General features: G+C 73.2%; 24 protein-coding genes. 11 read left to right on the top strand and 13 right to left on the bottom strand.

Annotated elements, in window-relative coordinates:
* Nucleotides 1-76: 76 nt before the first annotated feature.
* The 5 genes from ACIG3E_RS16980 to ACIG3E_RS16960 form a co-directional block, all read right to left on the bottom strand.
* Entirely contained in the window at nucleotides 77-2,320 is a 2,244-nt protein-coding gene (locus tag ACIG3E_RS16980) for a glycosyl hydrolase family 95 catalytic domain-containing protein (protein ID WP_399616425.1), read from the bottom strand.
* Between the two features lie 180 nt (nucleotides 2,321-2,500).
* Nucleotides 2,501-3,109, bottom strand: a complete 609-nt coding sequence (locus ACIG3E_RS16975; protein WP_399616423.1) for a transglutaminase domain-containing protein — start codon at nucleotides 3,107-3,109, stop codon at nucleotides 2,501-2,503.
* Nucleotides 3,110-3,288: 179 nt separating this feature from the next.
* Nucleotides 3,289-4,359 (bottom strand): threonine aldolase family protein, encoded by a 1,071-nt coding sequence (locus tag ACIG3E_RS16970; RefSeq protein ID WP_399616421.1) that lies wholly within the window; start codon nucleotides 4,357-4,359, stop codon nucleotides 3,289-3,291.
* A complete protein-coding gene (locus tag ACIG3E_RS16965; protein ID WP_399616419.1) occupies nucleotides 4,356-5,096 on the bottom strand; it encodes an SDR family NAD(P)-dependent oxidoreductase in 741 nt (246 codons plus the stop codon). Before ACIG3E_RS16965 ends, ACIG3E_RS16970 begins: the two co-directional genes overlap by 4 nt.
* 26 nt (nucleotides 5,097-5,122) lie before the next feature.
* The gene (locus tag ACIG3E_RS16960; RefSeq protein ID WP_399616416.1) at nucleotides 5,123-6,526 is read right to left on the bottom strand and encodes a DUF6421 family protein; all 1,404 of its coding nucleotides are present in this window, start codon (nucleotides 6,524-6,526) and stop codon (nucleotides 5,123-5,125) included.
* A gap of 623 nt (nucleotides 6,527-7,149) precedes the next feature.
* On the opposite strand from ACIG3E_RS16960, the gene ACIG3E_RS16955 reads away from it, so the two are divergent.
* Together ACIG3E_RS16955 and ACIG3E_RS16950 are read left to right on the top strand one after the other, a co-directional pair.
* Nucleotides 7,150-7,896 (top strand): lysophospholipid acyltransferase family protein, encoded by a 747-nt coding sequence (locus ACIG3E_RS16955; protein ID WP_399616414.1) that lies wholly within the window; start codon nucleotides 7,150-7,152, stop codon nucleotides 7,894-7,896.
* Between the two features lie 278 nt (nucleotides 7,897-8,174).
* Nucleotides 8,175-8,858, top strand: coding sequence for a glycerophosphodiester phosphodiesterase (locus ACIG3E_RS16950; RefSeq protein WP_399616782.1), 684 nt, complete (start codon nucleotides 8,175-8,177; stop codon nucleotides 8,856-8,858).
* Nucleotides 8,859-8,911: 53 nt separating this feature from the next.
* On the opposite strand, the gene ACIG3E_RS16945 is transcribed toward ACIG3E_RS16950, so the two are convergent.
* Complete coding sequence (locus ACIG3E_RS16945; RefSeq protein ID WP_399616412.1) at nucleotides 8,912-9,466, bottom strand: GNAT family N-acetyltransferase; 555 nt, start codon at nucleotides 9,464-9,466, stop codon at nucleotides 8,912-8,914.
* 105 nt (nucleotides 9,467-9,571) lie between these two features.
* On the opposite strand from ACIG3E_RS16945, the gene ACIG3E_RS16940 reads away from it, so the two are divergent.
* A complete protein-coding gene (locus tag ACIG3E_RS16940) occupies nucleotides 9,572-9,958 on the top strand; it encodes a VOC family protein (RefSeq protein WP_399616410.1) in 387 nt (128 codons plus the stop codon).
* Between the two features lie 26 nt (nucleotides 9,959-9,984).
* On the opposite strand, the gene ACIG3E_RS16935 is transcribed toward ACIG3E_RS16940, so the two are convergent.
* Both ACIG3E_RS16935 and ACIG3E_RS16930 read right to left on the bottom strand, forming a co-directional pair.
* On the bottom strand, nucleotides 9,985-10,515 hold the full coding sequence (locus ACIG3E_RS16935) for a MarR family winged helix-turn-helix transcriptional regulator (RefSeq protein WP_399616408.1): 531 nt from the start codon (nucleotides 10,513-10,515) through the stop codon (nucleotides 9,985-9,987).
* Nucleotides 10,516-10,551: 36 nt separating this feature from the next.
* Nucleotides 10,552-12,243 (bottom strand): FUSC family protein, encoded by a 1,692-nt coding sequence (locus tag ACIG3E_RS16930; protein ID WP_399616406.1) that lies wholly within the window; start codon nucleotides 12,241-12,243, stop codon nucleotides 10,552-10,554.
* A 160-nt stretch (nucleotides 12,244-12,403) separates the two neighbouring features.
* Here ACIG3E_RS16930 and ACIG3E_RS16925 point away from each other — a divergent pair, with 160 nt between their 5' ends.
* The 4 genes from ACIG3E_RS16925 to ACIG3E_RS16910 all read left to right on the top strand — a co-directional run bounded on the left by ACIG3E_RS16925 (nucleotide 12,404) and on the right by ACIG3E_RS16910 (nucleotide 15,508).
* Nucleotides 12,404-12,949 (top strand): DUF5134 domain-containing protein, encoded by a 546-nt coding sequence (locus ACIG3E_RS16925; RefSeq protein ID WP_399616404.1) that lies wholly within the window; start codon nucleotides 12,404-12,406, stop codon nucleotides 12,947-12,949.
* Between the two features lie 129 nt (nucleotides 12,950-13,078).
* Nucleotides 13,079-14,011: a M56 family metallopeptidase gene (locus ACIG3E_RS16920; protein WP_138964063.1), complete on the top strand. Its 933-nt coding sequence runs from the start codon at nucleotides 13,079-13,081 to the stop codon at nucleotides 14,009-14,011.
* A 33-nt stretch (nucleotides 14,012-14,044) separates the two neighbouring features.
* Nucleotides 14,045-14,749 carry a phosphatase PAP2 family protein gene (locus ACIG3E_RS16915; RefSeq protein WP_399616402.1) on the top strand — a complete coding sequence of 235 codons (705 nt, stop codon included), beginning with the start codon at nucleotides 14,045-14,047 and terminating at the stop codon, nucleotides 14,747-14,749.
* A gap of 54 nt (nucleotides 14,750-14,803) precedes the next feature.
* Nucleotides 14,804-15,508 carry an HAD family hydrolase gene (locus tag ACIG3E_RS16910; protein ID WP_399616400.1) on the top strand — a complete coding sequence of 235 codons (705 nt, stop codon included), beginning with the start codon at nucleotides 14,804-14,806 and terminating at the stop codon, nucleotides 15,506-15,508.
* Between the two features lie 22 nt (nucleotides 15,509-15,530).
* On the opposite strand, the gene ACIG3E_RS16905 is transcribed toward ACIG3E_RS16910, so the two are convergent.
* The gene (locus tag ACIG3E_RS16905) at nucleotides 15,531-15,776 is read right to left on the bottom strand and encodes a DUF2630 family protein (RefSeq protein ID WP_138964057.1); all 246 of its coding nucleotides are present in this window, start codon (nucleotides 15,774-15,776) and stop codon (nucleotides 15,531-15,533) included.
* A gap of 287 nt (nucleotides 15,777-16,063) precedes the next feature.
* Between ACIG3E_RS16905 and ACIG3E_RS16900 the strand changes: the two genes are divergently transcribed.
* Nucleotides 16,064-16,681, top strand: a complete 618-nt coding sequence (locus ACIG3E_RS16900; RefSeq protein ID WP_242727824.1) for a TetR/AcrR family transcriptional regulator — start codon at nucleotides 16,064-16,066, stop codon at nucleotides 16,679-16,681.
* 19 nt (nucleotides 16,682-16,700) lie between these two features.
* On the opposite strand, the gene ACIG3E_RS16895 is transcribed toward ACIG3E_RS16900, so the two are convergent.
* Nucleotides 16,701-18,209: an LVIVD repeat-containing protein gene (locus ACIG3E_RS16895; RefSeq protein ID WP_399616397.1), complete on the bottom strand. Its 1,509-nt coding sequence runs from the start codon at nucleotides 18,207-18,209 to the stop codon at nucleotides 16,701-16,703.
* 175 nt (nucleotides 18,210-18,384) lie between these two features.
* Here ACIG3E_RS16895 and ACIG3E_RS16890 point away from each other — a divergent pair, with 175 nt between their 5' ends.
* Nucleotides 18,385-19,080 (top strand): DUF305 domain-containing protein, encoded by a 696-nt coding sequence (locus ACIG3E_RS16890; protein ID WP_399616395.1) that lies wholly within the window; start codon nucleotides 18,385-18,387, stop codon nucleotides 19,078-19,080.
* A 107-nt stretch (nucleotides 19,081-19,187) separates the two neighbouring features.
* Here the strand turns inward: ACIG3E_RS16890 and ACIG3E_RS16885 are convergent, their stop codons facing one another.
* Nucleotides 19,188-19,748, bottom strand: coding sequence for a DUF6214 family protein (locus tag ACIG3E_RS16885; protein WP_399616393.1), 561 nt, complete (start codon nucleotides 19,746-19,748; stop codon nucleotides 19,188-19,190).
* A 283-nt stretch (nucleotides 19,749-20,031) separates the two neighbouring features.
* On the opposite strand from ACIG3E_RS16885, the gene ACIG3E_RS16880 reads away from it, so the two are divergent.
* Nucleotides 20,032-21,477 carry an FAD-dependent oxidoreductase gene (locus ACIG3E_RS16880; protein ID WP_399616391.1) on the top strand — a complete coding sequence of 482 codons (1,446 nt, stop codon included), beginning with the start codon at nucleotides 20,032-20,034 and terminating at the stop codon, nucleotides 21,475-21,477.
* Between the two features lie 22 nt (nucleotides 21,478-21,499).
* On the opposite strand, the gene ACIG3E_RS16875 is transcribed toward ACIG3E_RS16880, so the two are convergent.
* Nucleotides 21,500-21,856: an ArsR/SmtB family transcription factor gene (locus ACIG3E_RS16875; RefSeq protein WP_399616389.1), complete on the bottom strand. Its 357-nt coding sequence runs from the start codon at nucleotides 21,854-21,856 to the stop codon at nucleotides 21,500-21,502.
* Between the two features lie 189 nt (nucleotides 21,857-22,045).
* Here ACIG3E_RS16875 and ACIG3E_RS16870 point away from each other — a divergent pair, with 189 nt between their 5' ends.
* On the top strand, nucleotides 22,046-23,131 hold the full coding sequence (locus ACIG3E_RS16870; protein ID WP_399616387.1) for an NADH:flavin oxidoreductase/NADH oxidase: 1,086 nt from the start codon (nucleotides 22,046-22,048) through the stop codon (nucleotides 23,129-23,131).
* A gap of 58 nt (nucleotides 23,132-23,189) precedes the next feature.
* Here the strand turns inward: ACIG3E_RS16870 and ACIG3E_RS16865 are convergent, their stop codons facing one another.
* Entirely contained in the window at nucleotides 23,190-23,885 is a 696-nt protein-coding gene (locus ACIG3E_RS16865; RefSeq protein WP_399616385.1) for a L,D-transpeptidase family protein, read from the bottom strand.
* Nucleotides 23,886-23,932: the final 47 nt, after the last annotated feature.

Genomic DNA, 23,932 nt, shown 5'->3' with positions numbered 1-23,932 from the left:
CGCGGCGGGCTGGGGGCTGATCCGTGCCGGGACGACGGCCAGGGCTCCGGCAGCCCGCACCCGACGACGGCTGGGCCTACGGCAGCCCCCAGGCCGGTTCCGTCGCGTTGCCCGGTACGTCGCGCGGGTCCGGTGCCGGGCGGGCGCCCTTCGGGGTGACCAGCGCCGTCTGTCCGCGCCGCAGCGGGACACTGATCACGTCGCTCCCCCGGTACGGCAGGTGGCGGCCCCGCTCGTCGCGTACGTCGACCTCCCCGGTGATGCCGTGCCGCAGCCGCAGCGGCTCCCCTGCCTCGCTGTGCACGCGGATCCACTCCGTGCGCCCGGCGCGCCGCGAGGCGTCGACGAGGAACGCGCCCTGCGTGCGGATCCGCTGAAGGCTCGCGTCCCGCCAGGTGCCGGAGACGGCGGGGAAGACCTTGACCACTCCCCCGTGGCTCTGCGTCAGCATGTCGAGCAGGGAACGGCCCGCGGCGATGGGGCTCTCCAGGGCGAAGTTGGAGCCTTCGCGGTACATGGTGTTGGGCGTGAGCGCGCAGTTGTCGGTGACGTTGCCGTCCACGAAGAACCGCAGATGGCGCAGGGCCCGCTCCGCCTCCCCGAACAGCGTCTCCATGGAGGCGGCCGCCGCGTAGCTGTAGCCGTGCCAGCGGTCCTGCCGCCCGGCCCAGTGGTCGAAGCTGCGCCGGTCGAGGCCCTCCTGGAGCGGGTGGAGCCACAGCAGGTGGGAGAAGTGGCGGTGGGACTCGGCGAGCGGGACTCCGGCGCCGATCATGACGCCGTTCTGGTCGCGGTGGTACGGGACGAGGCGGTCGCGGATGTCGCGCCACCGCTGCTCGTCCGGGTCCCGCAGGCGCAGCCGCCGCACGGAGTCGAGCAGGGCCGTGACGCCCCACCGCAGCAGGGACAGGTCGTAGGTGCAGTCGGCGGCGTTGGCGTACTCGGGCGAGCGGGTCTCGGGCAGGTGGAGGTGGCCGTCGGAGCCCTCGGTGAGGTGGCGCGCGTAGTAGCGGACCGCCTTGGCGAGGACCGGGCGGATGACGTGCCGCAGGGCGTCGTCGTCCATGTGGTGGCGGTAGGTGACCCAGGCGTTGTGCAGGGCCCAGATGAGGTTGCCCGTGTGGTCGTTGGGGCTCACGCCGGGCACGCCGACGTAGCGCGGGCCGGAGCGCAGCCGCCAGTCGCCGGGGTGGCACAGCGCGTAGGTGTCGCCGTCGCGCAGCTCCGGGCGGATGTTGGTCTCCAGGTTGGCGTGGTCGCGGGCGAACGTCGGCGTGATGGCGTCGAGTTCGCGGTGGTTGGAGACGTCGGCGAGCGGATAGGTCACCTGGACGTTGGTGTTCCACCAGATGCTCGTCCAGTTGTTGCCCGTCTCCGGGAACCACGGGCCGAAGACGGGGGTGACGGGCCCCTCGGCGCGGGTCGCGCACGCCAGCTTGTACAGCTGGATCCAGTAGAAGCGCTGGAGCTTCTTGTCGGGTACGGAGACGAAGCTGCGCCGATGGAAGGCGCGCCACCAGGCGCGGTGGCGGGCCACGGCTGCCTCGGCCGAGCCGTCGAGCGCCTTCTCGACCGCGCGGAGCGCCCGTTGCCTGCCGGTGGAGTCCGGGTGTCCGTACGCGATGGTGACTGCGAGGAGGCGGCCGGTGCCCGAGCGGCGCTCGCGCCAGGCCGTGGTGTAGCCGCCGCCCGCGTGCAGGGGCTGTTCGACGTGGTCGGGGCCGGTGGCGGGGTCGGGGTTGGCGGTGTACTCGGGCGGGACCCGGACGGTGCGGGTGGTGCGCGCGGGCAGCGCGGTGAACCCCCAGGCCATGGCCTCCTCGCCCGCGCTCGGCTCCGTCGAGACCAGCAGGACGTCCTCGTGGCTGAGGATCAGGGCGGAGAAGGCGACGCTCCCGCGGGTGGTGGTGACGGTGCCCGCGAGTTCGGCGGCGTCCAGGTCCAGGCGCCAGTCGACGCCGGTGACCGTCCCGGCGAAGGTGAGCGTCAGGAAGCCGACGCCGAGCCGGGAGTAGCCGATCGCGGCCTCCCACTGGCCGCGCTGGTCCTGTACGTGCGCGTGGTTGACCATGAAGCGCAGCACGTTGCCCTCGCCGGGCTGCGCGTACACGTGCGCGGCGAGGAAGCCGTTGCCGAGGAACGGCCCCTCCTGCCAGCTGTGCGGGAGCCGCTTCCACACCATGGCGGCGTCCCGCAGCAGCCCGCCGTGCGCGTCCGCGCGGGGCGGCGCCGCGGACGCGGCCCAGGCGACGGGCGAGCCCGCCGCGACGAGAGCTCCGGAGGCGCCTGCGACGAAGGCGCGCCGTGAGAGGGGAGTCATGGCGTGGGCCTCTCCAACAGCGGTGCGGTCAGGGTGAGTTGGCGTACGCAGCATCGGGGCCACGCCGTGCCGCGTCAAGCCATCCGACAGGAATAGGTCGGATGACTGACCGTCCCGCCACCTCGCAAACACGCTTCGCAGCACACCGAGAGCAACGAACCCCTCACCACATCCGATGTTTCAGCCCCGCGTCGCGGGGAGCCCCTCCGGCAGCCTCTCCCAGAGCCAGGGCCGGTCCGGGGCCGCCTTGAGGATCTCCAGCACCACCGGGTTCGGCTCGGCGTACAGCGTCGGGTAGTCGACCTCCCCGGCGGCCGCGTCCACCGGGAAGGCCAGCCGCTCGCCCCTGAGGGAGAACCGCGCGTCCACGCCGGGCTTGTTGCCGCGCGGGTCCTGGCGGTGCCAGGACCCGTCGAAGCGCACGGCGACGAGGCCATGCAGCGCGAAGGCGCTGCCGTCGTCGTGGAGGAGCCGCTGGTAGCACAGGGCCGTGGGGATGCCCTTCGCGCGGAGCAGCGCGGCGAGCGCGTGCGCCTTGGCGTGGCAGATGCCGGTCCGCCGCTCCAGGACGTCGGAGGCGCGCCACGTCACGCGCGGGTCCCCGGCGTCCGCGGAGTGCGGGATGGTGTCGCGGACGAATTCATAGGCCGCCCGCGCGTATACGTATGAGTCGTCAGCATTCTCGGCCAGGCGCGCCGCGGTCTCCCGGACCAGGGGGTGCGTATGGTCGACGGCCTCGTCCGCCGCGAGATAGGCGGACAGATCTGGGTTCTCCTGGATCAGCTCCATGGGCCGCGAGCATAGGAAAGCGGCCGATCGAGAGTCAATGACTTTTCGATCGGCCGCATACCCATGCATATTCTGGATCTGCGCTGGATGGGCCCGCGCACCCACGGCAGATCCGGGCACGGCCAGCGCGGCCAGCGCGGACTGGCGTGGCCCGGGCGGACTGGCGTGGCCCGGGGCGGCTAGCGCGCCATCTCCTCCTTGAGCGCCGCCACGAAGGCGTCGACGTCGTCCTCCGTGGTGTCGAAGGAGCACATCCAGCGGACGTCGCCCGCGGCCTCGTCCCAGAAGTAGAAGCGGTAGCGCTTCTGCAGGCGCTCGATGACGTCGTGCGGCAGCCGCGCGAACACGGCGTTGGCCTGCACGGGGTAGAGGATCTCCACACCGTGCACCGCGCGGACGCCCTCGGCCAGGCGCTGGGCCATCGCGTTGGCGTTCCGGGCGTTGCGCAGCCACAGGTCCTTGGCGAGCAGCGCCTCGAACTGCACCGAGACGAAGCGCATCTTGGAGGCGAGCTGCATGGACAGCTTGCGCAGGTGCTTCATGTGGCGCACGGCGTCGCGGTTGAGGACGACGACGGCCTCACCGAACAGCGCGCCGTTCTTCGTGCCGCCCAGCGAGAGGATGTCGACGCCGACGGCATTCGTGAGTGCCCGCATCGGCACGTCGAGCGCGGCCGCCGCGTTGGCCAGGCGGGCGCCGTCGAGGTGCACCAGCATGCCGAGCTCGTGGGCGTGTTCGACGATCGCGCGTATCTCGTCCACCGTGTACAGGGTGCCGAGCTCGGTGTTCTGCGCGAACGAGACCACCTGCGGCATCGCGCGGTGCTCGTCGTCCCAGCCGAACGCCTGCCGGTCGATCAGCTCGGGGGTGAGCTTGCCGTCGGGCGTCGGCACGGTGAGCAGCTTCAGGCCGCCCATGCGCTCGGGGGCGCCGCCCTCGTCCACGTTGATGTGCGCGCTCTCCGCGCAGATCACCGCGCCCCAGCGGTCGGTGACCGCCTGGAGGGCGACGATGTTGGCGCCGGTGCCGTTGAAGACCGGGAACGCCTCGGCGCCCGCGCCGAAGTGGCCGCGGATGACCTGCTGGAGGTGGTCGGTGTACACGTCCTCGCCATAGGCGACCTGGTGGCCGCCGTTGGCGAGGGCGAGCGCGGCCATGACCTCCGGGTGCGCGCCCGCGTAGTTGTCGCTCGCGAAACCGCGGGCGGCGGGGTCGTGATGCCGCTTGGCATCGGTCTTCGGAGGGTTCACGGCTTCTCGGTCAGCCACAGACGTTTCCCGTTCACTTCCGATGTGGGGCGCTCCCAGACGCCGGCGACGGCCTCGGCCAGCTCCTTGACGTCCGTGAAGCCCGCGAACTTCGCGTTGGGGCGCTCCGCGCGCATCGCGTCGTGCACCAGCGCCTTCACGATCAGGATGGCAGCCGCGGCGCGCGGGCCGTCCTCGCCCCCCTCCTTGCGGAAGGCGTCGGCGAGCGCGAGCGTCCAGGCCTCCGCGGCGGACTTCGCGGCCGAGTACGCCGCGTTCCCGGCGGTGGGCTTGCTGGCGCCCGCGGCGCTGATCAGCAGGTAGCGGCCGTTGCCGCCGCGCTGGAGGCCGCCGTGGAAGGCGAGCGAGGTGTGCTGCACCGTGCGGATCAGGAGGTCTTCGAGGACGTCCCAGTCGCCGAGGTCGGTGTCGGCGAAGGAGGAGCTGCCGCGCCAGCCGCCGACGAGGTGCACCAGGCCGTCGATCCGGCCGTACTCCTTCTCCGTGCGGGCGGCCCAGGCGCGGGCGGCGTCCAGGTCGAGCAGGTCGACCGTGTCGCCGGTGACCGTGGCGCCGCCGTGCGCGTAGCGCGCCGCGTCCACGGCCTCCGCCAGGCGTGCGGCGTCGGCGTCGGACGCGACCACGGTCGCCCCCGCCTCCGCCAGGCGGAGCAGGGTGGCACGCCCCGCGGGCCCTGCGGCCCCCGCCACCGCGATCACGGCTCCGTCGAGTGCGGACATGGCCCTCGCCTCCTTGCTGCGGCCGCTCACGCGGCAACCGTCTCGGCGCCGGACTCCGCGGTGATCCCCTTGGTGGAGGCGATCACGTGCTTGAGCTTCTTGGAGAGCGCCTCATAGAACATGCTGAGTGGAAATTCGTCGGGAAGCACGTCGTCGACCAGTTTGCGCGGCGGCAGCGACATGTCCAGGGCCTCCGGGCCCTTCGCCCAGCGCGAGCCGGGGTGCGGGGCCAGGTAGGAGGAAACCAGCTGGTAGCCGGCCAGCCAGTGCACGAGCTTAGGCCGGTCGATGCCGTCGCGGTAGAGCTTCTCGATCTCCGCGCAGAGCTGGTTGGTGATCTGCGGGGCACGATCCCAGTCGATCTTCAGCTTGTTGTCCGTCCAGCGGACGACGTCGTGCTTGTGCAGGTACGCGAAGAGCAGCTGGCCGCCGACCCCGTCGTAGTTGCGCACGCGGTCACCGGTGACCGGGAAGCGGAACATCCGGTCGAAGAGCACCGCGTACTGCACGTCACGGGCCTGGGGCACGCCCTCGGCCTCCAGCTTCACGGCCTCCTTGAAGGCGGTGAGGTCACAGCGCAGCTCTTCGAGGCCGTACATCCAGAACGGCTGCCGCTGCTTGATCATGAAGGGGTCGAAGGGCAGGTCGCCGTGGCTGTGGGTGCGGTCGTGGACCATGTCCCACAGGACGAACGCCTCCTGGCAGCGGGCCTGGTCGGCGACCATGGCGCGGATGTCGTCCGGCAGGTCGATGCCGAGGATGTCCACGGCGGCCGCGGTGACCCGGCGGAAGCGGGCGGCCTCGCGGTCGCAGAAGATGCCGCCCCAGGTGAAGCGCTCGGGGGCCTCGCGGACGGCGATCGTCTCGGGGAAGAGCACGGCCGAGTTGGTGTCGTAACCGGCCGTGAAGTCCTCGAAGGTGATGCCGCAGAACAGCGGGTTGTCGTAGCGCGTGCGCTCGAGCTCGGCGAGCCACTCGGGCCACACCATGCGCAGGACGACCGCTTCGAAGTTGCGGTCCGGATTGCCGTTCTGCGTGTACATGGGGAAGAGCACGAGGTGCTGGAGGCCGTCCTCGCGGCGGGCCGCCGGGTGGAAGGCGAGCAGCGAGTCGAGGAAGTCCGGCACCTGGAAGCCGTCTTCGGCCCACTTGCGCAGATCGGCCACCAGGGCCGTCAGGTACGCGGCGTCGTGGGTGAGCAGCGGCGCCAGCTCCTCGACCGAGGCTATGAGGCGGTCGACCGCCCGCCTGGCCGCGGCCTGCGACGGCGCGCCCTCGCGCTCGAAGTCGATCGAGCCGTCCTTGGACTGCCAGGGCCTGATCTCCTCGACGGCACCCTTGAGCACCGGCCAGGCCGGGTGGTCCACCACTCGCCCGTCACGGGAAGCCCCGGGGCTGTCCGCCGCCGTCTGCACAAGAATTTCCGTCATGTCCCATCCTCCACGGGAGAACCTCGCGTCTAAGCAGCGTATGTGTGCGAGCTTCTCCGTCACAAGAGGGGATCCGGGAAATTATCCCGCCCACCCTCCCCTGGGCCGCTGTTTTTCCTGTCACCCGGCATCGGGACGGCCGCCTCCCCCACTGTTTCCCGCTCCGGGCGTGCGGACACCCCCGCCCCGGGGCGCCCCGCGCGCCACGGGCTGCGGCCGCCGCCCGCGCAAGACCGCCACATCGCCCCGGAGGCAAAATCCCCGAGTACGGCCACGCATGAAAGGCCCGCACCCCGGAAAACGCGCCGGTAATGCGAAGGGAAAAGCAGAGGCGGGCGGATCGGCACACCGCGAAGAACCTCACCGCAGTGCCGCGACAAGCACCTCGCCGCGCACCACCCTCCCCAGCATCACTCCAGCTCAGAGGCCATGCCCTCGCTCGTATACGGGCGCTACGACCCCCAACCTTTCACCCCTCCAATTGTTCAGCACAGCATGGACTCCGCGTTTTTCGGCCGCGTTTCCCCCACCGCTTCCGCTGGCTCGATTCGCCTTCTCCCTCCCGCCCCGAAAGGCCGCTAGCGTGCCCGGGCGCGGGGGCAGTCGAGGAGGGGATCAGCGGAATGTTCTATGCCGTGTTCAGGTGTGTCGTCCTGATACCGCTGCTGCGGTGGCTGTTCCGGCCGCGGATCGAGGGGCTGGTCAACGTACCGGCCCGGGGCGCGGCCATCGTGGCGGGGAACCACCAGTCGTTCTGCGACCAGTTCCTGCTCGGCGTGACGCTGCGCCGACGCATCAACTTCCTTGCCAAGCAGGAGTACTTCACGGGCAAGGGCCTGCGCGGACGCCTCGCCGCCGCGTTCTTCCGGGGCATCGGCGCGATCCCCGTGGACCGGTCGGGCAACGGCGCGGGCCAGGCCGCCGTCGAGGCCGGGCTCGACGTGCTCGACCGGGGCGGCCTGCTCGGCATCTTCCCCGAGGGCACCCGCTCGCACGACGGGCGCCTGTACAAGGGCCGGGTGGGCGTGGCCGCGATGGCGCTGCGGTCCGGCGCGCCCGTGATCCCCTGCGCCATGATCGGCACGTTCGAGGCCCAGCCCGCGGGCCGCCGGGTGCCGACCATCGTGCCGATCACCCTGCGCTTCGGCAGGCCGCTCGACTTCTCCAAGTACGCGGGCATGCAGGACCAGCGCGCCGCCCTGCGGGCCGCCACGGACGAGATCATGTACGCGATCCTGGAGCTCTCGGGCCAGGAGTACGTCGACACGTACGCCGTCGAGGCCAAGGCCGCGGCGCAGGCCCAGGAGCTGGCGCCGCGCACCCGCAGGCGCGCGGGTCAACCCCCGGCCGACGCGCCCACCCACGGGTGAGACAGCTCGCGATCACGGTGCCCGCGGCGGTAGGACGGGCCGGGTCAGCCGTCCCCGCCGCAGGGAGCGCCGAACCGTTGAGCACCCGCGCCGTTCTGGTCGCCGCCGTCATCACCGGACTCATTCTGGGCATCGTGGGCACGAGACCGGATGATTCCGCTTCGCCCCGCAGGAACGATCCGATCGTGGAAGCGGGCGATTAGGCTGCGGCCGTGCCGCGCGGTCCCCTGCCTCCGCACCGCGCGGAGCCGAGCCGCCGTCGACGGAAGCGAGTGACCTTGAACTTCCTCACCATCGGGCATCGCGGTGTCATGGGCACCGAACCCGAGAACACCCTGCGATCCTTCGTCGCCGCGCAAGCCGCGGGCCTGGACGTCATCGAACTGGACCTGCACCTGAGCAAGGACGGCGCCCTCGTCGTCATGCACGACGCCGACGTGCGCCGCACCACCGACGGCAGCGGCCCCATCGCCGAGAAGACCCTCGCCGAGCTGCGCGAGCTCGACGCGGGCCTGGGCGAGCGCGTCCCGGTCTTCGAGGAGGTCCTGGACGCCGTCCGGGCGCCGCTGCAGGCCGAGATCAAGGACGTGGCGGCGGCGCGCGCCCTCGCCGACGTCATGCACGCGCGGGACCTGGTCGGCCGGGTGGAGGTGCTCTCCTTCCACGACGAGGCGATCGCCGAGATCGCCCGGCTCGTCCCCGGCGTGCGCACCGCGCTCGTCGCCAGCCGCTACGGCGTGGACGTGGTGGAGCGCGCCACCGCCGTCGGCGCCGCCACGCTGGTCCTGAACATCCGCCGGCTGACCCTGGAGATCGTCGAGCACGCGCGCAAGGCCGGTCTGCGGATCATCGGCTGGGTCGTGAACACCCAGGACGATCTGCGCCTGGTGCGCGCGCTCCAGCTCGACGGCGCGACGACGGACTACCCGGACATCAAACGGACGGGACGTTTCACCGCCTGAGGCGACTCGCGGGGCCCCTCGCCGGGTCCCCGCCGGGCCGAGGCGCGCCCGGCTCAGCCGATCTGCTTCACCAGGAGCTCGAACTCCAGGTCGTCGCGCTGCGGGACGCCGAAGCGCTCGTCGCCGTACGGGAAGGGGCTCATCTTTCCCGTACGGCGGTAGCCGCGCCGCTCGTACCAGGCGATGAGCTCCTCGCGTACGGAGATCACGGTCATGTGCATCTCCCGGGCGCCCCAGGTGTCCCGCGCGGTCCGCTCCGCCTCCGCCATGATCACCTTGCCCAGGCCCGCGCCCTGGAGCGCCGGGCTGACGGCGAACATCCCGAAGTACACGTGGTCCCCGCGGTGTTCGAGCTGGCAGCAGGCCACGATCCGGCCGTCGCGCTCCACCGCGAGCAGCTTGCTGTCGGGCGCGGTGATGACGTCGACGACGCCCTGCGGATCGGTGCGCTGGCCCTGGAGGATGTCCGCCTCGGTGGTCCACCCGGCACGGCTGTCGTCGCCTCGGTACGCCGACTCGATCAGCCCGACCAGCGCCTGTGCGTCGGCTTCGGTGGCGTCCCTGAAGGTGAGGTCGCCGTGCGTGCTCGGGTGCGGGGCGGTTGCCATGGGGGCGGGTCTCCGATCTGCTGGTGCTGCGGTGCCGTCGCGCGCCGGACCCCTCAAGCCCCGGCGCGCACCGCCGAGCGTAACCCGGGGCTAAGGTGCGGCCGCATGGTGCACGTACTCAGCAGCAGAATCCTCCTGCGCCCCACCGACCCGGAGCGCTCCCGGACCTTCTACGGCACGGACCTCGGCCTCGCCGTCTACCGCGAGTTCGGCACGGGGCCCGAGCGCGGCACGGTGTACTTCCTCGGCGGCGGCTTCCTGGAGGTCTCGGGGCGCTCGGCACAGCCCCCTTCGCCCGCCGTGCAGTTGTGGCTCCAGGTCGCGGACGTCCACGCCGCGCACGCGGACCTGGCCGCGCGCGGCGTGGCGATCCTGCGGCCGCCGGTCAAGGAGCCCTGGGGCCTCGTCGAGATGTGGATCGCCGACCCGGACGGCGTGCGCATCGCGGTGGTGGAGGTGCCGGAGGACCATCCGCTGCGCTACCGGCCCTAGGGCCGACCCGTCGGACCGGCCCCGGGTCACCCGCGCGGGACGCCGAGGCGGCCCTCCAGCTGGCTGAGCAGCTCGCCCAGGAGGGCGCCGAGGCGCTCCTGGCCGTCGTCCGCCAGGCCCGCGAGGACCGTCGTCTCGTACGCCAGCTGGTCGGGCAGGACCCCGTCGACGAGGTCGCGGCCCGCGTCGGTCAGGCGGACGTGCGTGACGCGGCGGTCACGCGTGTCCGGGCGGCGGTCGATCAGGGCGCGCTCCTGGAGCAGCTTGAGGCGCTTGGTGACCGCCGCGCCCGAGGAGAAGGTCTCGCGGGCCAGCTCGCCGGGGGTCAGCTCGTGGCCGGTGCGGCGCAGGGCGCCGAGCAGGTCGAACTCCGGGCGGGTCAGGCCCGCCCGGCGCAGCGGGGCGTCCTCGGCCTGCTGGAGCAGGGCCGCGCAGCGGTTGATGCGGCCGATGATCTCCATCGGCGCGGTGTCCACGCCCGGATGCACCCGCTGCCACTGGCGGACCACCGCGGCCACCGTGTCGCCCGCACCCGCCCGGCCGTACCCACTCGTCATCCCCGCGCCCCGCTCCTCGTGCTCATGCCGCTGGTGTCACGGCCGCGCGCCCTCCGCGGCCCGCGGTCCACCACGTACCGTAGCCGCGAGCGTACGGTGCCCGGCCCGCTCGGCGTCCGCCACCCGACGCGCGGGGAGCTCGCGCTGCCACCACTCGCCCGCGGCCGTGTCGTGGGCGGTGCGCAGGGCGACGAGGCTCGCGGTCAGCCGGCGCCGGGCCCGGTGCAGGTCGGGGGCCGGTCCCGGCAGGGCGCTCTCAGCGTGGGCGCGGGCGCGGTCCGTGGCGGCGAGGGCGTGCTCGATGTGGTCGGCGGCCCGCCGGTTGGTGACGGCCACGGCGGCGACGAGCCCGAGCAGCGCGCCGAGCAGGGTGTCCACGACGCGGTCGGCGATCAGCGCGCCGGGGTCCTGGAAGCGCCCGAACTCGGTGACGAGCAGCGCCATCGGCGTCACGCACACGCAGCCCAGCCAGTAGTTGCGGGTGATGAGGGCCTCCGCGCCGAAGGCGCAGAGCAGCCCGCACACGGTCAGCGCGGCGTGGTCGTGGTGCGCGAGCGGCACGAGCGCGGCGAAGGCGACCACGCCCACGACGTTGCCGACGACGCGCTGTACGCCGCGGCTCCAGGTCAGGGTGACGTTGGCCTGGTACAGGGACGCGGCGGTGACCAGGGCCCAGTAGGGGCGCCCGACGCCGAGCGCGAGCGCCGCGTACCCGGCCAGGGCGCAGCCGACGCCGGTGCGCAGCGCGATGGGGAGGAGCGGCGACCCGGGCGCGAGCCGCCGCCACGGCGGCAGCGCGGCCTCGGCCGTCTCGGCCCGCTCCAGCGGCGGGTGCGGGGCCGTGGCGCCGGTGTCCGGGAGGGCTCCGGTGCCGCGCAGTCCCTCGGCCAGGGCGCGCAGCCGCGCGGGGTCTCCCGCGGCGGGCGCGGCGAGGGCTTCCTCGGCGGTCGCCACGAGGTGGTGCAGCGCGGTCCGGGTCGCGTCGGCGCGGGTCGCGTGCAGGGACTGCCAGGCGGCGTGCACGGCGTCGGCAGCGGCGGCACGGGCCCGCGCGGCGCCGGGCCCGCTCGCGTCGGCCGCCACGGCGTCGGCGTACGCGGCGGCGGCGTGCAGGGCCCGGCCGGTGGCGCGCCGCTCGGGGCCGTGCGGGCGCAGCGGCGCGGGCGCCATGCCGACGAGCCAGGCCACGGCCCCCGCGCCGAGCGTCAGGGCGAGGTGGCCTGGCACCTGGTCGATGCGCTGCGGCGCGAACAGGCTCGCGGAGCTGACGAAGGTGAAGATCAGGTGGCCGGGCGGGCCGACGCGGGTGGCGTCGCAGAGCGCCTTCTGGGCGGCGGCGAGCAGCGCGCCCACCGCCACGAGCACCGCCGCGCCGGGCGCGAGCGCGGCGGTGGTCAGGGCGACCGCCACGCTCGCGGCCATCCCGGCGACGACCCAGGCGAGGGCGCGGGCCCGTACGGCGTACGGCAGTTGGTGTGCGTACAGGGCGCAGAGCGACCCGGCCATCGTGTACATCACGAGGTCGAGGCGGCCGAGGGCGAGCAGCGTCAGATGAGGGATCGCCATGGCGACGAAGACGCTCGTCGCGGGCTTGAACCAGATGTCCGACGGCTTGCCGAGGCGCAGCACACCGGCGAGCGGCAGGCGCCGCAGGTGCGCGCGCAACGAGGGGCGGGACGGGGTGCGGGCCGGGGGCGAGGTACGGGACGGGGGCGGGGTGCTGCTCATGACAGAGAAGGTTAGCAAGTGTTTTACCTGAAAAATAATTGATCCGGGCCCCTTCCGCCCCCGTCGCGCTCCCGCCGTACACCCGTGCGCTCCCGTACGCCGCCCCGGCGCCGGGCATCGACTCGTCATCGGCGTCGTCCGTCGGTCGAGGAGGTGCCCGGTGCACGGACCTGGTTCGGCGAGCTGGCTGCTCGTGGCGCTCTGCGCGGCGAGCGGCGCCTACTGCGTGCTGCGGATGCGCAGCCGCGTCGCGGAGCAGCGCCGCACGGCGGGCGGCGAGGCGCTCATGGGCTTCGGCATGGCGACGATGGCCGTGCCCGCCGCCGCGCTCTCCCCGCCCCGGGGCGCGTGGCTCGTCTACGCGACGGTGTTCACCGCCATCGCCCTGCACGCGGCCTGGACGACGCGGCGCTCCGTCCACCACGTCCACCACCTGGTGGGCGCCGCCGCGATGGTCTACATGTCGGCGGCGATGCTCTCCGCCCCCGGCGGCGGCCACGGCGACACGGGCGTCCCGGCGCTGACCGGCACCCTGCTCCTGTACTTCACCGCGCACGTGCTCGCCTCGGGCGCGCGGCTCGCCCCGGTGGGCGCGGCGGCCACTCCGGAGGCCGGTGTCGTCCGCTGGGCGGACCGGCCGGAGCTGGCGCTGGTGTGCCGCCTCGCGATGAGCATGGCCATGATCGCGATGCTCCTGACGCTGTGAGCCCCCTTCCCGCGAGCGCCCCTTCCGCCCCGCGCCCACGGCCCTGAACCCCGGCCCCTGCCGTGGCGTGCGTCACTTCACGGCGAAGGTCCATACCCTCTTGAGGCATGCCCCTCATAGGGTTGACCCATGATGGTCCCCGTCGCGCTGCTGCTCCTTGCCGGGCTGACCGCCGTCGTCGCGCCCCGGATGCTCGCGCGGGCGGACTGGCCCGAGCGCGAACCGGTGGTGGCGCTGTGGGCCTGGCAGTGCGTGGTGGCGGGCGTGCTGCTCTGCTGCGCCCTGTCGATGACCTTCAGCGCGGCCGCCGCCTGGCAGGCCGTGCGGGGCCAGCTCTTCGCGCCCGCGCCGCACGGCGTCGTCGAGGCGTACGCGCTCGGTCCGACGCCCTGGGCCACGGTGACGGCGGTGGCCCTCGCCTGCGGCGGCGTCTGGACGGCCGTGATGCTCACGCGCGAGATCGCCCGGGCCCGGACCCGGCGCGCCAGGCGGCGGGCCGAACTGGTCGTGCGCGCCCCGCTGTTGCCCGGCGAGGAGCCCGGCGCCGACCGGCTCGTCGTCCTGGAGGGCGAGCGCCCCGACGCCTGGTGGCTGCCCGGCACCGCGCCCCAACTGGTCATCACCACCGCCGCGTTGCGCCGCCTGAAGGGCCGTCAGCTCGATGCGGTGCTCGCCCACGAGCAGGGGCACGCGCAGGCCCGGCACGACTGGCTCCTGCACTGCTCCGGCGCGCTCGCCGCGGGCTTCCCGCAGGTCCCGGTGTTCGCCGCGTTCCGCGACGAGATGCACCGGCTCGTGGAGCTGGCCGCCGACGACGTGGCCTCGCGCCGCTTCGGGCGCCTGACCATCGCGCTCGCCCTCGTCGAACTCAACGAGGACCGGGGCGTGTTCGGCCCCTGCCCGACCCCGCAGGCACACGTACCGGCCCGGGTGCACCGGCTGCTCGCCGCCCGCCCCCGGCTCACCGCGGGGCGCCGGCTGCGGCTGACCGCCGCGGCCGCGCTCGTGCCGGTCGTCCCGCTCCTGGTCGCGTTCGTCCCGGCGCTGCGCGCCCTCGGTTAGGCGCCGCCGCCGGACATCGGTGAGGATCGAGGCATGGACTCCGCGCCTGCCCCGACGCCGCCCCCGCCGTCCCGCGCCGCCCGCGCGGCAATCCTGCTCGCGCTCCCCTCGCTGCTGCTGCTCGTCCTGGTCTGGGCCGAGTGGCAGCCGCTGCTCACGCTGGACGGCGACATCGCACGGACCACGCACCGCTGGGCGGTGGCCCACGGGGACCTCACCCAGACCGCCCGCGTCCTCACGGACTGGGTGTGGGACCCGTGGACGATGCGCGCCCTGTGCACGGCCGTCGTGCTGTGGCTCGTCGCGCGGCGGGCGTGGTGGCTCGCCCTGTGGCTCACGGCGACCTGCCTGGTGGGCACGCTGCTCCAACAGGCCATGAAGGCGGCGGTCGGCCGGGAGCGCCCGGTCTGGCCGGACCCGGTGGACTCCGCGCACTACGCGGCCTTCCCGTCCGGGCACGCGCTGACCGCCACCGTCGTGTGCGGGCTCCTCCTGTGGCTGCTCCGCCGCCACGGCGTGGGTCCTGCCCTGTGGCGCGCCGCCGTCGCCGTGGCCGCGGTGTCCGTCGTCGGCGTCGGCCTCACCCGGGTGTGGCTGGGAGTCCACTGGGCCTCGGACGTCGTGGCGGGCTGGCTCATCGGCGCCCTGGTCGTCGCCACCGCCATCGCCCTGTACGACCGCTACGCACCCGCCGTACGGCCCCCGGCGCCGACGGAACGGGCGCACAGCCGTCGGTGACCGCGAGCCGGGCGGTGCTTGACCCCGCGCCGGACGGTCCCGGAGGATCGCGGCATGGCGATCAAGGGCGTGCTGTTCGACTTCTCCGGGACGCTGTTCCGCGTCGAGTCCACCGCGTCCTGGCTGCGGGCCGCGCTCACCGCGCGCGGGCTCGCCCTGCCGCCCGGCGAGGAGGCGCGGCTCGCGGCGGCGCTCGACCGCGCGGGCGCGCTGCCCGGCGGCTCGCCCACCCCGAAGGCGCCCTGGCCCCTCGCCGACCTAGTCGCGCGCCGCGACGAGAGCGCGGAGCTGCACCGCGCCGCGTACACCGGCCTCGCCCGGACCGTGCCGCTGCCCGACCCGGGCCTGTACGACGCCCTCTACGACCGGCACATGGCGCCGGACGCCTGGCGGCCCTACCCCGACGCGCTCGACGTCCTGCGCGGCCTGCGGGCGCGCGGCGTGCGCGTCGGGGTCGTGAGCAACATCGGCTGGGATCCGCGCCCCGTCTTCCGCGCGCACGGCCTCGCCCCGTACGTGGACGCGTACGCGCTGTCGTACGAGCACGGCGTCCAGAAGCCCGACCCCCGCCTCTTCGCGCACGGCTGCGACGCGCTCGCCGTCGCCCCCGCGGACACGCTGATGGTCGGCGACGACCGGCGTGCGGACGGCGGCGCGGCCGCCCTCGGCTGCGCCGTGCACTTCGTGGCCCATCTGCCGGTGCGCCAACGCCCCGACGCCCTGCGCGCGGTCCTGAGCCTGGTGGGCGGCACGGGCTGACCGTCGTGCCCGCGGGCCGCGCCTACGACTCGTAGTTCTCGACCTGCGCGACGGGGCGCGCCCGGACCGCGTCCGGGTCGCCGCCGAACTCCTCCTTGGCCCGCCGCCTGCGCAGCAGGTCCCAGCACTGGTCGAGCTCCCGCTCCAGATCGCCCAGGCGGGCCCGCTCCGTGGCCTCGTCGATCGCTCCGGAAGCCAGCGATTCCCGGAGGGTCTTCTCGGCGTCGACCATCTCCGTGATCCGCGCCAGAATCTGCTGTTGGTCCATGTTCACGCGCCTCCTCAGACCCCCGGCCCCACTGTAAGGAGACAGAGCCGGATCGGCGAGGAGAGAAGGGAAGAACGGGGAGAACAGGGTGAAGGGGGACAGCAAGGGGGATGAGGAAGACATGCGGAGCAAAGGGGCAGCCGCGACGGCCGCACTCCGGACATGCCTGGAGGCAGGCAACACTCCCCCGCGGTGTTGCCTGCCCCGAGCAGCCCCGGCCCATGTCGGCCCGGTCCGGGACGTCCTGAGTATATTGGCTGTGAGCCAGTCAACGCAGGAGTTACAGGATGTCCCCGCGTAGCCCATCGGTCAATGAAGAGTTGCGACGGCGTTCCCGCGAGCGGCTCCTGCAAGCCACGGTGGACCTGGTGGGCGAGCGCGGCTACGAGGCGACGACGCTCGCGGACATCGCCGACCGCGCCGGCTCCGCCCGCGGCCTGGTGTCGTACTACTTCCCGGGAAAGCGCCAGCTCCTGCAGTCGGCCGTGCACCGTCTGATGCACCTCACCCTCCAGGAGGGCCTGGAGCGCGAGCCGCGCACCGAGGACGGGGACGAGCTCCTGGCCCGCGCCGTCGACGCGATCCTCGGCCTCGCCCGGGACCGGCCGGTCCTGATGCGCACGCACATGGCCGGGATCCTCCAGGCGGACGGGTTCGTGCAGTGCCCCGAGCAGCAGCGGCTCGCGTTCCTGCTGCGCGACACCATGGTCCGGCACGGCTCGCCGGACGTGGACACGGACTATCCCATGCTGCGCGCCCTGCTGATGGGCGCGGTGTTCGCGCTGCTGATCCCGGGCGCCCCGATGCCCTACGAGCGGCTGCGCGCGGAGCTGTTCCAGCGCTACGGACTCGACTGGAAGCTCGGCGTCCCGCCGGGCGACGAACCGCCCGACGGGACGTTCTAGACCTCACCGGAGCACGGGCTCAGTGCCCGTTGAAGTACTCAGGCTGCGTCTGCACGTTGAGCTCGCGCAGCCGCACGCGCTTGGCCGGGTCCGTGCGCTTGTCGTTGAGCTTCAGCACGTCGAAGCCCTTGACCATGTCGTTCGAGTAGATGTGGCCGTTGTAGTAGTACGCCGACCACGAGCCGCCGACGACGAGCTGGTCCGCGGAGAGCGGGCCGCGCTCGAAGTAGGCGATCTCCTTGGGCTTGGCGGAGTCGGTGAAGTCCCACACGGAGACGCCGCCCTGGTACCAGGCCTGCACCATGAGGTCCTTGCCCTTGACCGGGATCAGCGAGCCGTTGTGGGCCACGCAGTTCTCGGTGTCCGCCTGGTGGCGCGGGATCTTGTAGTAGCTCTTGAAGACGAGCTGGCGCTTGTCGCCGCGGCCCTTGATCTCGTAGATGCCGTCGGCGCCGCGGTTCGGGCCGATCTCGGCGTTGCAGGTGGCGCCGAGGCCAGCACCGAGCTCGTCGGTGAACACGACCTTGTCGGCGTCCTGGTTGAAGGTCGCCGAATGCCAGAACGCGAAGTTCACGTTGTCCTGGACGCGGTCGATGACCTTCGGACGTTCGGGGTCCTCGATGGAGAACAGGATCCCGTCACCCATGCAGGCGCCCGCGGCGAGGTCCTCCGAGGGCAGCACGGTGATGTCGTGGCAGCCGGTGGTCTTGGAGACGCCCGGGTTGGTGGGCGGACCCGGGTTCCCGCCGCCGTCCGGGCCCTCGCCCGGGAACAGCACGGGGAAGCCGACGACCGCCGCCTTCTGCGGCGCCTTGCGCGGCACCTTGATCACGGAGATGCCGTCGTGCGGCGGCTGGCAGTCGGGGAACGCCGCGCTCGGCGCGTACGAGGAGACGTAGATGTAGACGTTGCGGCGCTCGGGCACCAGCGTGTGGGTGTGCGAACCGCAGGCGGTCTCGACGGCGGCGACGTAGCGCGGGTTGCGCTTGTCGCTGATGTCGAACACCTTCATGCCCTCCCAGGAGGACTTCTCCGTGGCGGGCTGCGTGGTGCTGGCGCAGGAGCTGTCGCTGCGCGAGGAGTCGGTCGACAGGAACAGCAGATCACCGGAGACCGAGACGTCGTTCTGCGATCCCGGGCAGAGGACCTGCGCGACGGTCTCGGGCTTCTTCGGGTTGCTGATGTCGAAGATGCGGAAGCCGTCGTAGTTCCCGGCGAAGGCGTACTTCCCCTGGAAGGCGAGATCGGAGTTGGTGCCCGGCAGCGCGTCCTTGGGGATGTTGCCCAGGTGCTCGATGTTGTCGGAGTGGACTATCTCGTCGGGCGCGGGGATCCTTCCGTCCCGTATGGCCCGCTGGGTGTCGGCGGCATCCGACTTCGACACCTTCTTCGGTGGAGCGGGGGTGTCGCCGGGGTCGGGCGTCGCCGCCGCGGGGACGGCGGTGAGCAGCGCGGCGAGGAGCCCGGCGGCGGCCGTGGCTACTCCCAGGCGTCTGCGCCGAGTTCGGGGTTCGTTCAGCAGAGTCACTGCTTCCTCCCTTGTGGCCGTTCGAAGGCGAACGGTGCACGGACACCCGCAGTATCGTGCTCCTCATGTACAAAACAACAGATGGAAACGCGGCCGTAATGAACACTTCCGATCACTGACGCTCATCGGCGTGCTAGGACGGACCCAACTACCCCGCGCGTCCCAGGAGGTTGCCGTGCCCCACCGCCGTACGCCCACCGCCCGTACGTCCGTCGTCCGCGCCTCTGCCGTGACCGCGCTCGCCGCGGCCGCCGCCCTCGCGCTCGGCGCCTGCGACTCCGCGTCGGACGCGGACGCGAAGCCCAAGTCCGGCTCCTCGACCGGGCCTTCGGTGATCGCACCGGGCAAGCCCGGGGAGAAGGCGGCGACGCTCTCGGCCGAGGAGGCCGCGCAGCAGAGAACCGACGACGACAGCCCGAACTCGGCGGACTTCGACTACGTCGAGAAGATGATCCCGCACCACGCCCAAGCCCTGGAGATGACCCGGCTCGTGCCCGGGCGGGCGAAGTCGACGCGGGTGAAGCGGCTAGCCGACCGCATCACGGCCGCCCAGAAGCCGGAGATCGGCGCCATGGAGCGGTGGTTGAAAAGCCAGGGCAAGAAGGCGGAGAAGCGCGGGCACGGCGCGCACCACGACCACGCGGGGATGCCCGGGATGGCCACGCCCGCTCAACTCAAGCAGTTGCGGGCGGCCAGGGGCGAGGCCTTCGACGAGCTGTTCCTGAAGCTGATGATCACGCATCACTCGGGGGCCGTCACCATGGCCACGGACGCGCTCTCGGAAGGCAACAACCTCCTGGTCGAGGAGATGGCCAACGACGTCGTGGCGCAGCAGACCGCCGAGATCAACCGGATGCGCGGGATGAGCTGAGCCCTACCCGGCCACCGCGCCCAACGCCCCGAAGGGGCGCGGGGAACTGCGCGGCCAGCCACGACGAACCCGCAGGCGAACGAGGCACGGCGTATCCAGCGGAGCACTCAGCGGCGGCGGTGCCGGGGCGACAGATGGCCCGCGTCGCGTGCCCCCGCGATCAGGCGCAGGGACTTGCGGCGGCTGTGCCCCGTCGCGCCCATCACCGCGAGCACCGGGTCGCGGCCCTCCTCCCGTGCCGTGCGGTACGCCTCGACGGCGGCCTGGCGCGCGGTGTCGCCGCGCCGCACGGAGGGCCGGGCGGGCCGCGCGGCGGCCACCGCCTCGTCCCCGGGGACGGGGCGACAGGAGGTGTCGGCCGGGCCGTACTGCTGGGCGACGCCCCGGCAGACGTCCGCCAGCGGGCCCTCGATGCGGTCGGCGAGCGCGACGAGCTCGGGCAGCGGCAGCGGGGGCTGTGCCCGCAGGTCCTCGATGGCGACGCGGCCCTCACAGACGGCGGCGAGCACGTCGACGTGGGCGCCGTCGAGGTCGAGGCGCACGTGCAGCAGGGACGCGGGCCCGCCGCCCGGCCCGCGGACGTCCAGGTGCCCTTCGGCACTGGGGAACAGCTGGAGCGTGGCGGCCGAGGGGTCCGCCGCCCAGCGCGGCGCCTCGTGGTACGCCACGGGGTCAAGCGGCTCCTGCGGGGCCGGAGGCCACTCCTCCAGCGGATCCTCGCCGGACCACCCCGGGCCGTGGGCCGCGCGTGCGTAATGATCACTCTCGTCGAAAAATGAGCTTTCCAGCACAGCCGCACGGTAGCCCTACAGTCACACTCCGCCAGGGCGGCACGCACGCGGTGGGCGGCACGGCACCCTGTCAGCGGCACACGCGGACACCCCTCCAGCGGCCTGTGCCACGGGTCCCGCACCCCGTCCGTCCCCTACCCCCTTGGGGCACACCGGTGCGATGCTGAAGCAGGACAGGCATCAGGGCGTCCCGGGGACACCTCGCGGAAGGAGCTCCGCCGTGCACGTCGCCGTCGTGGGATCGGGTCCGAGTGGGGTCTACACCGCACAGAGCCTGGTCCAGCAGGACCGGGTGCCCGGCGTACGCGTCGACGTGCTCGACCGGCTGCCGTGCCCCTACGGCCTGGTGCGCTACGGCGTGGCGCCCGACCACGAGAAGATCAAGTCCCTGCAGAAGACGCTGCGCACGATCCTGGAGCACGAGCGCGTGCGGTTCCTCGGCGGCGTGGAGATCGGCCCCGCCGCGCTGCCCCCGGCTCGGCTCCTCGACTGCTACCACGCGGTCGTGTACTGCGTGGGCGCCGCCACCGACCGCAGGCTCGGGGTGCCGGGCGAGGACCTGCCGGGGAGCCACTCGGCGACGGAGTTCGTGTCCTGGTACAGCGCCCACCCGGACGTGGCGGTGAACGGCTCGGGGCCGCAGGACCGCTTCGTACGGGACGTGGACGCGGCCGTCGTCATCGGCGTCGGGAACGTCGCGGTGGACGTGGCGCGGATGCTGGCGCGCGGCGTCGCGGAGCTCGCGCCCACCGACATGCCGCACGAGGCGCTCGGCGTCCTCGCCGCCAGCCGGGTGCGCGAGGTCCACATGGTGGGGCGGCGCGGCCCCTCGCAGGCGCGCTTCACCACGAAGGAGCTGCGGGAGCTCGGCTCGCTTCCGGACACCGAAGTGCTCGTGGACCCCGAGGAGTTGGCCCTCGACCCCGCCTACGCCGACCCCTCGGGCCTGCCCGCGGCGAGCCGCCGCAACGTGGAGGTCCTGCGCGACTGGGCCGAGCGGCCCGAGCGCGGGCTCGCGCGCCGGATCCGGCTGCGGTTCTTCCTGCGGCCGGTGGAGCTGACCGAGGCGGCGGGCCGGGTGGGCGGCGTGCGGTTCGAGCGGACGCTGCCGGACGGGCACGGCGGCGTGACCGGCTCCGGCACGTACGAGGAGATCGGGGCGCAGCTCGTGCTGCGGTCGGTGGGCTACCGCGGGGTGCCGATCGAGGGCCTTCCGTTCGACGGGTCGAGCGGCACGGTGCCGCACACGGCGGGCCGGGTGCTGCGCGAGGGCGCGGTGTCGCCGGGCGAGTACGTCGCGGGCTGGATCAAGCGCGGGCCCACGGGCGTGATCGGCACGAACCGGCCGTGCGCGAAGGAGACGGCGCTCTCCCTGCTCGACGACGCGCCCGCCCTCGCGCGCCGGGCGGTGGCGGCCGAGCCGCTCGCCGCGCTGCGGGCGGCGGGCGCCGATCCCGTGGAGTGGCCCGGGTGGCTCGCGATCGAGCAGGCCGAGGCGGAGCGGGGGCTCCTGCTCGGGCGCGGCGGGCCGGTGAAGATCCCGGACTGGGCGGGCCTTCGCGAGGCGGCGGCCCGCAGCGAGGAACGCCCGCAGCCGCGGCCCTGATCGGCCCGCGGCCCCGGACAGGTCAGCCTTCGTCCGCCAAGCGGTCCGCCTGGCGTGCGGCCGCGGCCAGAACGCTGTCGAGGAGGCCCGGGAACAGGTCGTCCAGATCGGCGCGGCGCAGGGCGTTGAGCTTGGCGGTGCCGCGGTAGATCTGCTGGATCACGCCCGCCTCGCGCAGCACGCGGAAGTGGTGCGTGCTGGTGGACTTGGTGACCGGCAGCGCGAAGTCCGAGCACGTGAGGCCGACGTCGTCCCGGGCCAGTTCGCGGACGACCAGCAGGCGCAGCGGGTCGGCGAGGGCGTGCAGCACGCCTTCGAGGCGGATCTCGTCACGCGCCGGGTGCGCGAGCACGCGCGAGCTCGGGGCGGCGGTCGTCATGGCGGCTCCACTGGGGCGAGGGCGTGCGCGGCACCGGTATGTGTACGGAACGTTTCCACTGTACGAGAGGCATCGTAGTTTGACAGTCTCCGTACTACGGTGCCTATCGTACGAGCGGCAGGGGGCGTCCGGAGCGGCCTGTGGCGCCCCCTGCCCCGTTCCACTCGCCGCCCCCGAAGGGAGCACGCCGTGAGCGCGCTGTTCGAGCCCTACACCTTGCGGAACCTGACCATCCCCAACCGCGTCTGGATGGCGCCGATGTGCCAGTACTCCGCCGAGGCCACCGGGCCGGACGCGGGTGTCGCCACGGACTGGCACCTGGCCCACTACGCGGCGCGGGCCACGGGCGGCACCGGCCTGGTCCTCACCGAGGCCACCGCCGTCAGCGCCGAGGGCCGCATCAGCCCCTGGGACCTCGGCATCTGGAACGACACCCAGGCCGCGGCGCTGCGCAGGATCACCGACTTCGTCAAGGGCCAGGGCTCGGTCCCCGGCATCCAGCTCGCGCACGCGGGCCGCAAGGCATCCACGGACGCCCCCTGGCGCGGCGGCGCTCCGCTCGCCCCGGAGGCGGGCGGCTGGCAGCCCCTCGGCCCGAGCGCGGTGGCCTTCGCCGAGGGTTACCCCGTCCCCACCGAGCTGACGGCGGCCGACATCCGGCGGGTCGTCGGCGAGTTCGCGGACGCGGCGCGGCGCGCCCTGGACGCGGGCTTCGACGTGGCCGAGATCCACGGCGCCCACGGCTATCTGATCGGCGAGTTCCTGTCCCCGCACAGCAATCGGCGCTCCGACTCCTACGGCGGCGACTTCGCGGGCCGCACCCGCTTCGCCCTGGAGGTCGTCGACGCGGTGCGCGCGGTGTGGCCCGAGGACAAGCCGCTGTTCTTCCGCATCTCGGCCACCGACTGGCTTGAGGACGGCGCGCCGGGCTGGACCGCCGACGACACCGTGCGGCTCGCGCCGCTGCTCAAGGAGCACGGCGTGGACCTCCTGGACGTCTCCACCGGCGGCAACGCCGCGGGCGTGCGCATCCCCGCCGGGCCCAACTACCAGGTCCCCTTCGCCGCCCGCGTGAAGGCGGAGACGGAGCTGCCCGTGGCGGCCGTCGGGCTGATCACCGAGGCCGCGCAGGCCGAGAAGATCCTCGCCAACGGCGAGGCCGACGCGGTCCTGCTGGGCCGGGAGCTGCTGCGCGACCCGTCGTTCGCCCGCCGGGCCGCCCGGGAGCTGGGCGCGGACGTGCACGTGCCGAACCAGTACCTGCGCTCCGTCTGAACGGGCGAGCGCCGCCGGGAGGAGTCCTCCCGGCGGCGCTCCGCGGTTCCCGGACCGGTCAGGTGCCCGGCTTGCGGCCGTAGACGAACACGTCGTCGCCCTTGCGCAGCATGCTCCAGTACTTCGCGGCGTCCTTCTTCGTCATGTTGACGCAGCCGTGCGAGCCCGGCGGGGCCCAGACGCTGATGCCCACCGAGTGGAAGGCCTGGCCGCCGTCGAAGAACTGGCTGTACGGCATCGGCACGTGGTACAGGCTCGACACGTGGTCGATGTCCCGCCAGTAGACCTTCTTCAGGCCGGTGCGAGTCGCGTGGCCCTTGCGGCCGGTGCGCACCGGGACCGGGCCGTACTTGAGCTGCTTGCCGTCCTGGATCCAGCTGAGCTGGAGCGTCAGGTCGACGCAGGCGATGCGGCCCTTGTTGGTCGGGCACTTGCCCGCCTTGTTCGGGTTGTTCCCCACCTTCTTCTGCTTGTTCATCAGGTCCATCACGCCCCAGGTGACGGCGCCCGCGTACCCCGCGTTCGGGGTGATCTGGTGCTTGGTCTGGAAGGCCTTGATGGCCTTGCAGTCGGCGGCCGACTGCTTGCCGTCGACCGGACGGCCGAGGAACTTCTCGACCTGCTTCTGGTACGGCCCGGTCTGCGTCGAGCACGACGCGGCCTGTGCGGTGCCGGTCCCCATCGCGATCGCGAGCGGGGCCACCAGTCCGGCTATCCCCAGTGCGACGGCTCCTCGTCTGACTGTCTCCCCCACGGCTGCGCGCTCCTTCTTCGTACGTACGGCGAATTCCCCCTGGTAGA

The organism is Streptomyces sp. NPDC053474 (assembly GCF_044544845.1).
In the GTDB taxonomy this organism is placed as follows: Bacteria; Actinomycetota; Actinomycetes; order Streptomycetales; family Streptomycetaceae; genus Streptomyces.
This window is presented reverse-complemented; position numbering and strand designations above follow the sequence as displayed.

Bases quoted from the DNA above. Each gene is read 5' to 3' on its own strand.
- ACIG3E_RS16960 (WP_399616416.1), bottom strand. From the start codon at position 6,526: ATGACGGAAATTCTTGTGCAGACGGCGGCGGACAGCCCCGGGGCTTCC.
- ACIG3E_RS16910 (WP_399616400.1), top strand. From the start codon at position 14,804: ATGGCGATCAAGGGCGTGCTGTTCGACTTCTCCGGGACGCTGTTCCGC.
- ACIG3E_RS16945 (WP_399616412.1), bottom strand. From the start codon at position 9,466: ATGGCAACCGCCCCGCACCCGAGCACGCACGGCGACCTCACCTTCAGG.
- ACIG3E_RS16920 (WP_138964063.1), top strand. From the start codon at position 13,079: ATGATGGTCCCCGTCGCGCTGCTGCTCCTTGCCGGGCTGACCGCCGTC.
- ACIG3E_RS16905 (WP_138964057.1), bottom strand. From the start codon at position 15,776: ATGGACCAACAGCAGATTCTGGCGCGGATCACGGAGATGGTCGACGCC.
- ACIG3E_RS16980 (WP_399616425.1), bottom strand. From the start codon at position 2,320: ATGACTCCCCTCTCACGGCGCGCCTTCGTCGCAGGCGCCTCCGGAGCT.
- ACIG3E_RS16935 (WP_399616408.1), bottom strand. From the start codon at position 10,515: ATGACGAGTGGGTACGGCCGGGCGGGTGCGGGCGACACGGTGGCCGCG.
- ACIG3E_RS16940 (WP_399616410.1), top strand. From the start codon at position 9,572: ATGGTGCACGTACTCAGCAGCAGAATCCTCCTGCGCCCCACCGACCCG.
- ACIG3E_RS16915 (WP_399616402.1), top strand. From the start codon at position 14,045: ATGGACTCCGCGCCTGCCCCGACGCCGCCCCCGCCGTCCCGCGCCGCC.
- ACIG3E_RS16875 (WP_399616389.1), bottom strand. From the start codon at position 21,856: ATGACGACCGCCGCCCCGAGCTCGCGCGTGCTCGCGCACCCGGCGCGT.
- ACIG3E_RS16965 (WP_399616419.1), bottom strand. From the start codon at position 5,096: ATGTCCGCACTCGACGGAGCCGTGATCGCGGTGGCGGGGGCCGCAGGG.
- ACIG3E_RS16900 (WP_242727824.1), top strand. From the start codon at position 16,064: ATGTCCCCGCGTAGCCCATCGGTCAATGAAGAGTTGCGACGGCGTTCC.
- ACIG3E_RS16930 (WP_399616406.1), bottom strand. From the start codon at position 12,243: ATGAGCAGCACCCCGCCCCCGTCCCGTACCTCGCCCCCGGCCCGCACC.
- ACIG3E_RS16975 (WP_399616423.1), bottom strand. From the start codon at position 3,109: ATGGAGCTGATCCAGGAGAACCCAGATCTGTCCGCCTATCTCGCGGCG.
- ACIG3E_RS16955 (WP_399616414.1), top strand. From the start codon at position 7,150: ATGTTCTATGCCGTGTTCAGGTGTGTCGTCCTGATACCGCTGCTGCGG.
- ACIG3E_RS16880 (WP_399616391.1), top strand. From the start codon at position 20,032: ATGCTGAAGCAGGACAGGCATCAGGGCGTCCCGGGGACACCTCGCGGA.